The sequence below is a fragment of the Pseudoalteromonas sp. 1181_04 genome (assembly GCF_052850545.1).
Genome location: NZ_VXCS01000016.1, coordinates 43416 through 56271, shown reverse-complemented (window position 1 = coordinate 56271; position 12856 = coordinate 43416). Strand labels below are relative to the sequence as shown.

The window sequence follows — 12856 nt, the reverse complement described above, 5'->3', positions numbered from 1 at the left end:
CAATAACAAGCTTATAAAATCCTTATATACCTATTGCAATAAAACATACTTTAGCTATCAGCTATCAGCTATCAGCTATCAGTTATCTTATCTGAACTTGACAAAGAACATAATAAAACCTGCAATCTTGATCAGAATTACAGGCTTATAATTAAACTTCTAGTCAGCTTTAATATTAGCCTTGTGGGCCAAAGCGTTCTTTTAAGTAGGTATCTAAAAAGTTTAGATACGCGTTGGAGGCACTGATACGGTTTTCTTTTTTGCTAAAACCATGACCTTCATCGTCAAATAATACATATTCGACCGGTACGCCATTGGCTTTCACTGCGGCAACTAATTCATCACTTTCTATCTGTAATACGCGCGGATCGTTGGCGCCTTGAATAACCATTAATGGTTTGGTGATATTCTTAGCATGGAATAGCGGTGAGATTGCACGATGACGCTCGCCGTCCGTTGCAGGGTCGCCCATTTCATCGTACAACGCTTTTTTAAAGCTTTCCCACCACGGTGGAATTGAGTTGAGCGTTCTTACCCAGTTGGTGACACCAAAAATATTAATGCCCACTTTGAATTCTTCAGGCTCAAAAGCAAGCGCTGCTGCGGTCATGAAGCCACCGTAGCTGCCACCTATGATACCGATTTTTTCTGCATCGACCCAATCTAAACTTTGTAAGTGCTTTTTACCGTAAACAATGTCTTGTAAGTCGTCGGTGCCGTGTTTTTTATCATCTAAATGAAAAAAGGTTTTACCATAGCCTGAACTGCCACGGTTATTAACCGCAAAAATAGCATAGCCATGATTGACTAAGTGTTGTTGCATTGCACTGTAACCAGTGCGGCTTTGGCCACCTGGACCACCGTGCACCCAAATTAGCGCTGGCACTTTATTATTGCTATTGGCTTGCTTGGGTTTATAAAGTACGCTGGGTATCTCTAAACCGTCAAAGCTTTTAAAGCGCACTATAGTGCTTTCAACTAAATCATTTTGATCTATCTCTTTGCTTAAAGTATTACTTAATTGCTGTGCCTTATCACTACCCACTTGCCAGACAAACAGGTTACTTGGCGAGGTATCTGAATTTAAGTAAAACGCCATGCTTTTTTCATCTGCAGAAAAGTTAACACCACGTAAGTTACCTGTGGGTAACTGAGGCATCGCAATCTCTTGGTCTGACTGGGTATCAATCACCGTGACTTTAGTGCTGGCATCGGCATTGACACCGCTGACTTGATAACGCCCTGATTTAGAAAAATAAATGAAGCTGACATCCCAATTATCTTTTAATACAGGGCTATGCTCCTCTGAGGCCAACTCATAACGCCACACTTGTGAAAACTCGCCTTTAGCATCCGTTGAGTAGTATAAGTATTTACTATCAACAGAGAAGGTTTCAGGCGTGTATTGAGCTGGTGTATTGTGTTTTGAAATTAGCTGTGGTTTGAGGGTCTTTTTATAGGTATCGAGAATAAATGTGTCGCTGTCTTTATTGGTGTTATTTTTAGATAGTGCGATATAGCGGCCATCGGGGCTGATTGCTCCGACATCTAAACCAAGCGTATTTTGATAAACAGGGGTGATTTTATAGGTTTTACTATCAACGCGGTATAAGTCCATAAATTTAGCATCGCGCTGGTTACTAGTAATAAAAAACTCGCTGCTATCTTCTGTAAATCCTGCAAAGCTTGCGCGGGTTTCATCGCCGGGGGTTAAATCTGTTATTGACCCGTCAAGTTCACGGACGTAGACGTGAAAGCGCTCATTGCCGCCAGAATCTTTGGTAAAGAGGACCCTTTCATCATTTGGGAAGTAACGGACAGGGTAGGTGCTATCCTGAAAATTGGTTAAGCGGGTTTTGTTGCCTGTTTTTGCATCTACTTCATACAAGCTGTAAATACCACTTTCATCAGAGCTTACCAGTACTTTATCGCCATTGGGTGAAAAGCTACTGCCCATAATTGCGGTCGTATCAAAGAAGGTTTTAGCATTATAGGTGCTAACTTGCTGAGTTTGCTGCGACTGTACTGTGGTGACGGCTGTTGTTGAGGTTGATTGGCTACAACCGCTCAAGGCAATACTGATTGCACAGGCGAGTGCGGCAAATTGCAATTTTTTGTTCATAGTACATTCCTTGGTTTATTGTTATCTAATCATATTTTTACCGGTTTTAGTGTTGCCCTAACCCTATTTTAACGCAAGTTTTTAGCTGATTTTAACTGCAACAAAGTGTTACAAAGCCTGTATCGTTAAAAATACAGCCTACGTTATAATACTCACTCATATAAAAGGCTCTCTCATATAAAAGGAAAGTGATGATTGAAGTTAGTGGTTTACACAAGCAATTTGCCCAAAACATCCTATATAAAGATTATCGCATCAGCTTTACAGCACCGAGGGTATGTATTGAAGCGCCGAACGGTCAAGGTAAAACCACGCTGCTAATGATGCTTGCTGGACTTGAGCAACCACAAAGTGGACAGATATTATTTGCAGGCAAGGTGTTGTCTGAGCCTTATAAACAGGTAGCAATTGCCAGTGATCGCATCGCGCTGCCTGAGTTTTTAACCGCGAAACAAATTATCAATTTAACGGTTAGCAGTTTAGGCTGCGATTGGCCGACAGCGCTTATCAGCGGCTTTAATTTTTCAGATTTTTTAGCGACTCGTTTTGATGCGTTGTCATCGGGTAATCAAAAAAAGTGCCAATTAATTTTAGCGTTAATGCGCGGTGCGCCGTATTTGTTACTAGATGAGCCCAGTGCGGCACTTGATCAAGCCAGCATTATATATTTACTTGGTTTACTAGATAATTATTTAGCAGATAAAGCGCATGGGCAAATCATTATCACTTGCCATGAGCCGGCGCCGTTTATCGAGCATGGCTTTGAGTGTGTCCCCTTATGAGCAAGCTAGGTATTAAGCTTGAGATTGCACAATATCGCTCATTTATGCAGTATCGTTATCAGGCCTATAAAATTGAGCTGGCACAACTACTACAGCAACTTAAAAACTTCGGCTTATTATTTTTAGTGGTACTTGGCTCAGCCATGCTTGGAATGATTTTGCTGTTATTTTTAGGTCTGGGCAAAATCATCGACAGCATAGATGCGCCGCAATATGGCGCTCAAATGGCGTGGCTGTATCTATTACTGCAAAGCGTGATGCTCAGTGCAATGAAATCAGCCATTCAAAATAGTCAGCAGCGGCTCTTTCAACGCACTATTGTAAGGTCAAACTGGCTTAAGTTAATGGATATAAAACTATTGCTTTTAAGCAATGGCTGGTTGCTAGCAAGTGCTGTAATTGCGCTGGATTTAAACTATTCACAGTGGCTACGAGCACCCCATTTTGTGCTGTTTATGTTACAGCAGTTTAGCCTCGGTGTACTGTGTTTGTACAAGCCAAGAGCATTAATATATGGCTTAGTATTTACTGCTATTTTAGTCTTGCTACCGATTAATATAGCGCCGTTAGCCTATCACTGTGGCTTTATTATATTATTTGCGCTGAGCATGTTGTTGCCAGCATTTTCGCTGAGCGACCGGTTATCGGTCAATGCATTATCTACTTTTTGGCTGAGCTTTTTTATGCAACATAGCAGGGTACTAGTATGGCGAGTGGCTTTATTGTTGTGTGTATTTATGGCAATCACTACTTTGCTCAATGAGCGTGCTGATTTAGAGGCTATATTTAGTGTGATAGCCGCCGCTTTTATGGTGTTGTTTACCAGCTCACTGCAATTTGATTGTGGCAAGCTACATGATAAGTACCAGCTATTTTTTCAAGCAAATAACCAATCGCGGCTGTTTTTTATCAGCCAATTTATGCCAAGTTGCTTGTTCTTTTTGATAACACTTAGCAGCTATCTGTTGTTTGTCGCTCAAATAGAGTGGCTATTACTGAGCCTGAGTGTTGGCTGGGGTACATTACAATTATATATAGCACAAAAAAAACCAGCGCATTATGCGCTGGTTTGGATGATCACAACAGGCGGGCTGTTGGCTGTGTTAACTTAATATGTTAAGCAGCATTCGCCTTTTTTGCCGTGTTATTACGTGCAGCTTTGCCTGCTAATAAATCTGCAGGGTCAAAGTCGTCAACGTTAATAACATCTAAACGTGCTTTTTCAACGCTTGCTAGCTGATCAGCCTCTGCTTGCGTTAAAATACCCGCTTCAAGTCCCATCTGAGCAACTTTATCAAGCTGGAAGAAAGGCAGTTTAACGCCTTTTTCACGACATACCTTATCAAATAAAGGTTCAACAGCTAGCACGTCTTTAAGCGTTTGCTCTTGACGACCAACTAAGTTAAGTGGTTCATTTGTTAAGTATACGTAGCTTGCTAAACGGTTACGTGTTTCGCTAGGTACTTGTAAAATTTGTGCTAATTTATGCTCAAGTTTATCAGTCGGTTTACGAACTGGACGACCGAACGGGAACAACATCAACTTAAGTGCTGCACGAAGCGGAGCTGATGGCATATTGTTAATTAAATCAGCAAGTGCACGTTGGCAGTGGTAAAGGTGATCTTGACAGCTCCATTGTACAAGCGGTAAATCTTCTTTTTTACGGCCTTCATCGTTATAACGTTTCAGCGTTGCAGACACTAAATAAAGGTAACTAAGCAAATCACCTAAACGAGCGGAAATACGCTCTTTACGTTTTAGTGAGCCACCAAATACAGCCATGCTAATGTCAGACATCAATGCAAGTGACGCACTAAAGCGCGACGCAGTACGGTAAAACTCAGCTGTTTCGTCTTTAAATGGTGTAGTTGCAAAACGGGCTCCGGTAAAGCTCATCCACTTAGTACGTACAAGGTTAGACATAGTAAAGCCGATGTGGCCCATTAATGCTTTATCAAATACCGCTAGCGCTTCTTCACGATCTTCGATTGCGCAGGCACCCAATTCAGTCAGTACAAATGGATGGCAGCGAATGGCACCTTGACCGTAAATAATCATATTACGGGTCAAGATATTTGCACCTTCAACAGTGATGGCAATTGGTGCACCTTGATAGCCACGACCTAAATAGTTATTTGGCCCAAGCATAATACCTTTACCGCCGTGAACATCCATTGCATGATTGGTTGAATCACGCATTTGCTCGGTCAAATGGTATTTAATGATTGCCGAAACAACCGATGGCTTTTCGCCTAAATCAACCGCACCAGTTGACATGCTAACAGCCGCATCTGAGCTGTACGCATAACCTGCTAGTTTTGCTAGTGACTCTTCAACACCTTCCATTTGGCCAATAGGTAAACGGAATTGACGACGAATACGGCTGTATGCACCACTTGCAAGTGCAATTGTTTTAATACCACCCGTTGAGTTTGACGGCAATGTAATAGCACGACCAACCGATAAACATTCAACCAGCATGCGCCAGCCTTGGCCGGCCATTTCTGGTCCACCAATAATGTAATCAAGCGGTACGAAAATGTCTTTACCACGAGTAGGACCATTCTGAAATGGTACATTTAGCGGGAAATGACGACGACCAATTTCAACACCTGGCATGTCTGTAGGAATAAGTGCACAAGTAATACCTGGCTCTTTAACATCGCTTAGTAGACCATCTGGGTCTTGTAGTTTAAACGCCAGACCTAATACTGTCGCAACAGGCGCTAGCGTAATATAACGTTTGTTCCATGTTAGGCTAAGACCAATGACTTCTTCGCCTTCCCACATACCTTTACATACCACACCATAATCTGGAATGGCGCTGGCATCAGAGCCTGCTTCTGGTGAAGTTAAGGCAAAGCATGGGATCTCTTGACCACTAGCAAGGCGAGGTAAGTAATGATCTTTTTGTTCTTTAGTACCATAGTGCTGTAACAATTCGCCCGGACCTAATGAATTAGGAACGCCTACAATTGATGAAAGCAGGGTAGATTTACTGGTTAACTTTTGCAGTACACACGATTGTGCAAAGGCAGAAAATTGCAGGCCGCCATATTCTTTTTTAATGATCATGGCAAAGAATTTATTATCTTTTAGGTATTGCCAAACATCTTGTGGTAAATCGGTTAACTCATGAGTTGCTTCCCAGTCGTCCAACATACTACATACCACCTCAACTGGACCATCGATAAAGGCTTGCTCTTCGATTGTCAATTTAGGCATTGGGTATTGGTGTAATTTGTTCCAATCAGGACGGCCGCAAAAAAGATCGGCTTCCCACCATGTTGTACCCGCATCAATGGCTGATTTTTCAGTTTCAGACATAGTTGGAGTAACTTTTTTAAACATGGCAAAAATAGGTTTAATAATATATTGCTGACGAATGCCAGTAACAGACAATGGCACTGCAATGATCAAGAAGATCAACCAGCTAATTGCGCCAAATGCACCTGCAAAGGTACCAATGACAAGTGTTGCGATGGAAACGCCAAGGGCAGTATTCCAGCTCGCTCTGTGGTAACTCGCGATGCTGAGCAGCACGATTAAACCAAGTGTAAATATGAGTGTCATGTATTCAATCCTTAATAGAGGTCAGACCACCTTTAGTTAGAGTAGCGCTAGAGTGAATAATTATCAAGTAGCTTAGTGAAAATATCAGTGACTGTTATTTTGTAATCTGTGCACATCAGCATACGGATAAATGTGTGATTCGTCAGTATGATTTATTTGAGAAAAAATTAAGCTGTTTTCTTGCTTGCCTTGCCCTTGCTTATGTTTAACAATGCCGCTAAGGCCTAAGTTACGGGTTTACGCTTTTTAAAAAGCAGTATTTTAAAAGTATAAAAATTTTTGAAAGGTTAATTTATTTTATGTGTGAGTTGCTTGGCATGTCGGCGAATGTGCCTACAGATATTTGTTTTAGTTTTTCAGGGCTGTTAGAGCGCGGTGGTAACACAGGTCCGCATAAAGATGGCTGGGGCATTACTTTTTATGAAGGGAAGGGGTGTCGTACTTTTAAAGATCCTGAGCCTAGCTGTCAGTCTGAAATTGCCAAGTTAGTAAAGGCCTATCCCATTAAAAGTGTCTCGGTGATTAGCCATATTCGCCAAGGTAATCGTGGCCGTGTCTGTCTTGAAAATACGCATCCTTTTACCCGTGAGTTGTGGGGCAGGGAGCTGACCTACGCGCATAATGGTCAGCTTTCGAATTATCATGATTTAAAACCTGAATATTATCGGCCAGTGGGTAATACCGACAGTGAACTGGCGTTTTGTTGGTTACTCGATCAAATTCGTGAAAAATACCCTAAACGTCCAGCTAATATGGCGTCAGTGTTTCGTTATGCGGCAAAGCTTGCACACACTTTACGTGAAAAAGGTGTGTTTAATATGTTGCTGACTGATGGTGTGTATGTGTTAGCGTATTGTACTAATAATTTGCATTGGATCACCCGCCGTGCGCCGTTCGGTAAGGCTACGTTAATTGATGCAGATATGGTGGTAGATTTTCAACAAGAAACTACGCCAAATGATGTCGTAACGGTGATCGCTACTCGGCCACTGACCAACGATGAGCGTTGGCAAAAAATGGAACCAGGTGAATTTGCGTTGTTTAAAATGGGTGAGTTAATTTAGCCGTCAGTTTTAACGTTTGAACTTAATTAATGTGGTTATAAGCTGAAAAGCCCAAGTTATGATCGTCACACTTGAGCCTTTCGTCTTGCATCTTGAAAGCAATTTATTCTGGTGTTATTTCGTTTTTAACTTCTTCAGGTAATGCAACTGGGTTGGTTACCGTGAACGAGTTAAGTTGCACTTCAAATTGTTCTACGCCTTTTTCGCCTTTCCACATCCTGACTAGCATGTAATCCATTTCAGGGGCGAACCATGCAAGCGCTTGGCGTTTATCATTATCATATAAGCGTTTTACTTTGATCGCTTCGATATTACCGATTGGTAGGGAAATAGTCTCTTTACCAACGACCTCAAAGTTATACTCACGGCAGTTGCCTTTTTTATCAACTAACGGATACGAAAAGCTGGTTTTACCCATTTTTAATTCTTCGCGCACTTGTACTTGGTATGAAATTGAGTCTTGAAATTGCTCAGACCACTCACACTCAATGGGGTATTTACTTTCACTGCTGTTTACGAGTTTTTTAGTGTGGTCAAATTGCAGTGTATATTCTTTATCCGGGCCTGTGCCTGTGCGGATCATGCTATAACTTTCAGGCGTGATTTTTTTGTCGCTGAAAGTAAAATTTGATGTTTCTTTGCGTGAATCTGAGAATATCATCCACTCAATGTCACTGTGGTAGCTAACTTGGTAACTGTTATCTGCTAGTTTTTTTAATGTGCGGACGCCTTGACCATGGTTTTCGCCTTTGCGCAAAATATCATAGTTAGCTTCAAATTGAGTAAGTTCACCAGCAATTAAACTAGTAGGAAGTAATAAAGTGCCCGCACAGAATAGCAAGGCACTTAGTTTTTTATTCTGGGTAGTGCGCGCCGTGTGCAGGAAGTTGTTTTTTGTCAAGAACTGCATAATCTGCTTCCATAGTAAGTCGTTGTTCACTGAACCACTTGACCACCAAAGGGTAAATTATATGCTCTTGTGCATGCACGCGTTTTGCTAATGTGTCAGCAGTATCATCTGCCAGCACGGGTACTTTGGCTTGAAGAATGACAGGACCACCGTCTAATTCTTCAGTAACAAAGTGCACACTTACGCCATGAATGTCATCTTTTGCATCAATTGCTCTTTGGTGGGTATTCAGCCCCTGGTACTTAGGCAACAAAGAAGGATGAATGTTCAACATTTTTCCTTTAAATTTTTGCACTAAGTTAGGAGTAAGAATACGCATAAACCCAGCTAATACAACTAGATTTGGTGCAAAAGAATCAATAACGTTCATTAATTGCGCATCGTAGGCTTCGCGCGAGTCAAAATCTTTATGGCTGAGCACTGCTGTTGCAATGCCCGCTTGCTTTGCTCGCTCAAGGCCATAAGCGTCTGCTTTATTACTAATTACAGCCGCTATGTTTGCATTTATCTCGCCGTTATTACAGGCGTCAATGATGGCTTGTAAATTAGAGCCACTACCTGAAATTAAGACTACTAGACGAGCAGGGGCCATTAATCACGGCCGCCTAGGATTTCTACTTGCTCTTCGCCAGCTTTAGCATCATGGATCTCACCAAGGTGCCAAGCATTTTCGCCAAGCTCTTTTAAGATGCTTAAGCTTTGCTCAAGTTTGTCAGCTGGCACAACCAATACCATACCTACACCACAGTTAAATGTGCGGTACATTTCGTGGGTGGTGATGTTACCGTTTTCTTGTAACCAATTGAAAATACCAGGCCACTGCCAGCTATCACCTTTAACTACTGCTTTTGCAGACTCTGGTAATACGCGTGGGATATTTTCCCAAAAACCGCCGCCAGTAATATGCGAAAGAGCATGAACATCTACTTGCTTGAACAGCTCAAGTAATGGTTTAACGTAAATACGTGTTGGTTCAAGCAGAGTTTCGCCTAATGTTTTACCTTCAAATTCAGCACTTGTATCAGCATTTGATACTTCAAGTACTTTACGAATTAATGAGAAGCCATTTGAATGCGGGCCGCTTGATGCAAGCGCGATTAGTTGATCACCAGCAGCTACTTTTGTGCCATCGATGATATTTGCTTTTTCAACTACGCCAGTACAAAAACCAGCCATGTCGTAATCTTCGCCTTCGTACATACCTGGCATTTCAGCAGTTTCGCCACCAATTAATGCACAACCAGAGATCTCACAGCCTTTACCAATGCCTGTTACTACGTCTGCGGCAGTATCAACATCAAGTTTGCCTGTTGCATAATAATCTAGGAAAAATAATGGCTCAGCACCTTGAACGATAAGGTCATTTACACACATTGCAACTAAATCGATACCTACAGTATCGTGTTTTTTAAGGTCGATAGCTAAGCGTAACTTAGTACCAACACCATCAGTGCCTGCAACAAGTACTGGTTGCTTATAACCAGCTGGGATTTCGCAAAGTGCGCCAAAGCCACCAATTCCGCCCATAACTTCAGGACGACGGGTTTTTTTAACTACGCCTTTAATACGCTCAACAAGTGCGTTACCGGCATCGATATCTACGCCCGCGTCTTTATAACTTAGAGACTGTTTTTGTTCGCTCACAGGATTTCCTCAAAAAAGTTGCATGGTTTTGCATGTGTATGCTTAGAAACGCGCGTATTTTACAACAATTGCAAGGGCGCGGCTAGTTCAAATATGAGTTTACTATTATTGACAAGGACACTTGTCCGTATAATGACACAATAGATTTAGGTAGCAGGTGCTAGGTAGTTCCTAGCACCTAAAACCGAGTTCCTTTAGTATTAAGCCTTTGCAGTCAAAATTGCACGCAACGGCGCTGGGTAACCTTCAATGGTTTTACTAGTATCGTTTGGATCTAAAAAGTCGATCAGGGACTCGTTTTCCATCCAATCTGATTTACGTTGTTCTTCAAGCGTTGTAATAGCGCAGTCTTTCACTTGCACATCTTTAAAACCAACACGTTCCATCCAGAGTTTTAGCGCTGCCGTGCTCGGAATAAACCACACGTTACGCATCTTCGCATAGCGGTCAGTGGGCACTAGTACTGTGTTTTCATCGCCTTCAATGACTAAGGTTTCAAGCACTAATTCACCACCTGGGCGAAGCTGCGCTTTTAATTGTGCTAAAAAGTCGATAGGGGAACGACGATGATAAAGCACACCCATCGAAAACACCGTATCAAAGGCTTTTAACTCAGGCAGGGCTTCAACACCTAGCGGTAATAAATGCACGTTTTCATCTGGGTTAAAGTGTTTGATGGCTTGAAACTGACATAAAAATAAATCAGACGGATCAATGCCAACCACAAACTCAGCGCCTTCACCGCGCATCCGCCATAAGTGATAGCCAGAGCCACAGCCGATGTCTAAAACCGTGCGGCCTTTTAGCGGCTCAATATGCGGTAATAAACGGTCCCACTTCCAATCGCTGCGCCATTCAGTATCAATTTCAATACCGTGTAGGCTGAAAGGGCCTTTACGCCATGGCATCATTCGTTTTAATAAGTGTGTAACTTGTTTTTGTTCGCCGTCGGTCATTTCGCCAGGGGCACCAATTTCAACTTTGTCGATAATATTGACGTGTTTGGTCGCCACTTCAGGCAAGTTTTTTAACACTTTCTGCCATTTTGGTAAATCACCGTGACTGGCCTCTAATTGCCAGTGTTTTAATTGGCTAGGTAGCGTTTCCAGCCAGTGACTTAGCGGGCTTTGTGCGATTGCGGCGTAAAATTGGTTAAACCATTGAGACATTGAATTACTCTTTATATTTGTTACTTGATTGCTACCAGTGAGCAAAAATTAAAACATTGATACCACACTTGGGTTTGGCTAAAGCCAATATCGGTAAGTCGAGAAAGGTGAGCATTTAAAGTATCTGGGCGCATTACATTCTCAATGGCGGTACGTTTTTGGCTAATTTCTAATTCAGAATAACCATTGTGGCGTTTAAAATCGTGGTGCAAGTCAATTAGCAAGTTATCGCATTGCTCGTTCTCGCCTTTGATTTTTTCGCTTAACAGTAATACACCACCGGGTTTTAAATTCGCGTATATTTTTTCAAGCACGGCTTGGCGCTGTGCGGGTGGAATAAACTGTAAAGTAAAGTTCATGGCGACCACTGACGCGTTTTCAATATTTAGCTCATTAATATCACCAAGCGTCACTGTAACAGGCACTTCTGAGCGAAAGCCGTGCAAATGTAATTTACAGCGCTCAACCATGGCTTGTGAATTATCAACGGCAATAATATGGCAATTATCAGTGCGGATATTACGGCGCATGCTTAATGTTACTGCGCCAAGGGAACAGCCCAAATCATAAAGGTTTGAATTGCTTTGCGCATATTCACCGGCCAATTTACCCATCGTACTAACAATGGTTGCATAACCCGGAACTGAGCGCTGGATCATATCTGGGAAAACTTCTACTACATGTTGGTCAAAGCTAAAGTCTTTAACCGCTTGCTCAGTGGCATAAATGCTGTCTTTTATGTTCACACAAACAGTCTCTTGAAAAATAATAGGGCTATTTTAGCATTTTATGCTGGATAGTCAGTGATAATTTCAGTAGCTTGGCTAGAATAATGAATAACAAGTAGAAAAAGAGAAGTTTATGAGCAAAAGTAAAGTGATCAGCACAGATGATATATTGGCAACTCTTTGTCATTCTGTAACGAGTGTATTGTCATCGGCAAGTGGTAATAGTATTAGCTACTCAGCAATGGTACAAAAAATAACCCGCACCTGTATGCGTCCTGATATCGGTTGTTTTGTATTATTTGATGGCGGATTTACAGGACTGGTAATTACTAATTTCACCTCGCAAGCGGCGATGGAGATTTATCATGATTACATGCGTAATATGGGGATGCCTGAAGAAGAACTCGCTCACAGTCATTTATCTGACGATGTATCAAATGTACTCGGTGAATTGATGAACCAAATCGTTGGTGATTTTACTTCAAAGGTACGCGAGCAGTTACATACTTCAATTACCCAAAATCAACCGAAGATGATGGCCATCAACAAGCAAGTACAGATTTCGGTCGATACTACGATGGATAGACCGCAAGCACGGCGCGTGACATTTACCACCAGTAAACAAAATATCTTTTATTTAGAATTAGCAATGGATAAAACTGAGTTTATCAAATTGCACGATTTTGATATTGCTGAAGCTATTGACCCAGATGACATCATTGAAAACGAAGCAAAGCATAAAGCAGAAAAACAAAAAGCTGCTGATGATGCTGCTAAAGCAAGTGATTTAGATGACGACTTTATGGCAGAACTTGGTTTATAAAGCTACCAAGCTTTAAGCTTTAAATAACACAACAAAAGCGC

Annotated in this window: 11 protein-coding genes; 4 read left to right on the top strand and 7 right to left on the bottom strand. The window is 41.7% G+C overall.

The window, feature by feature from the left end; genetic code table 11:
* Positions 1-175: 175 nt before the first annotated feature.
* Positions 176-2122: a S9 family peptidase gene (locus FW757_RS14450; protein ID WP_182740033.1), complete on the bottom strand. Its 1947-nt coding sequence runs from the start codon at positions 2120-2122 to the stop codon at positions 176-178.
* Positions 2123-2313: 191 nt separating this feature from the next.
* Between FW757_RS14450 and FW757_RS14445 the strand changes: the two genes are divergently transcribed.
* Positions 2314-2904 carry an ABC transporter ATP-binding protein gene (locus FW757_RS14445; protein ID WP_182732242.1) on the top strand — a complete coding sequence of 197 codons (591 nt, stop codon included), beginning with the start codon at positions 2314-2316 and terminating at the stop codon, positions 2902-2904.
* On the top strand, positions 2901-4016 hold the full coding sequence (locus tag FW757_RS14440; RefSeq protein ID WP_182740035.1) for a DUF6136 family protein: 1116 nt from the start codon (positions 2901-2903) through the stop codon (positions 4014-4016). Before FW757_RS14445 ends, FW757_RS14440 begins: the two co-directional genes overlap by 4 nt.
* 4 nt (positions 4017-4020) lie before the next feature.
* Here the strand turns inward: FW757_RS14440 and fadE are convergent, their stop codons facing one another.
* The gene (fadE, locus tag FW757_RS14435) at positions 4021-6477 is read right to left on the bottom strand and encodes an acyl-CoA dehydrogenase FadE (protein ID WP_149982939.1); all 2457 of its coding nucleotides are present in this window, start codon (positions 6475-6477) and stop codon (positions 4021-4023) included.
* Between the two features lie 299 nt (positions 6478-6776).
* Here fadE and FW757_RS14430 point away from each other — a divergent pair, with 299 nt between their 5' ends.
* Positions 6777-7541: a class II glutamine amidotransferase gene (locus FW757_RS14430; RefSeq protein WP_149982940.1), complete on the top strand. Its 765-nt coding sequence runs from the start codon at positions 6777-6779 to the stop codon at positions 7539-7541.
* Between the two features lie 103 nt (positions 7542-7644).
* Here FW757_RS14430 and FW757_RS14425 read toward each other — a convergent pair whose 3' ends face one another.
* The 5 genes from FW757_RS14425 to cmoA form a co-directional block, all read right to left on the bottom strand.
* Complete coding sequence (locus FW757_RS14425) at positions 7645-8442, bottom strand: DUF3108 domain-containing protein (RefSeq protein ID WP_404699423.1); 798 nt, start codon at positions 8440-8442, stop codon at positions 7645-7647.
* On the bottom strand, positions 8396-9043 hold the full coding sequence (gene purN / locus FW757_RS14420; protein WP_145242362.1) for a phosphoribosylglycinamide formyltransferase: 648 nt from the start codon (positions 9041-9043) through the stop codon (positions 8396-8398). Before purN ends, FW757_RS14425 begins: the two co-directional genes overlap by 47 nt.
* A complete protein-coding gene (purM, locus tag FW757_RS14415; RefSeq protein WP_145242360.1) occupies positions 9043-10095 on the bottom strand; it encodes a phosphoribosylformylglycinamidine cyclo-ligase in 1053 nt (350 codons plus the stop codon). Before purM ends, purN begins: the two co-directional genes overlap by 1 nt.
* A 200-nt stretch (positions 10096-10295) precedes the next feature.
* Positions 10296-11264: a tRNA 5-methoxyuridine(34)/uridine 5-oxyacetic acid(34) synthase CmoB gene (cmoB, locus tag FW757_RS14410; protein WP_182717957.1), complete on the bottom strand. Its 969-nt coding sequence runs from the start codon at positions 11262-11264 to the stop codon at positions 10296-10298.
* A gap of 20 nt (positions 11265-11284) precedes the next feature.
* A complete protein-coding gene (gene cmoA, locus FW757_RS14405; protein ID WP_145242356.1) occupies positions 11285-12010 on the bottom strand; it encodes a carboxy-S-adenosyl-L-methionine synthase CmoA in 726 nt (241 codons plus the stop codon).
* A gap of 115 nt (positions 12011-12125) precedes the next feature.
* Here cmoA and FW757_RS14400 point away from each other — a divergent pair, with 115 nt between their 5' ends.
* On the top strand, positions 12126-12815 hold the full coding sequence (locus FW757_RS14400; protein WP_145242354.1) for a DUF3334 family protein: 690 nt from the start codon (positions 12126-12128) through the stop codon (positions 12813-12815).
* Positions 12816-12856 lie beyond the last annotated feature (41 nt).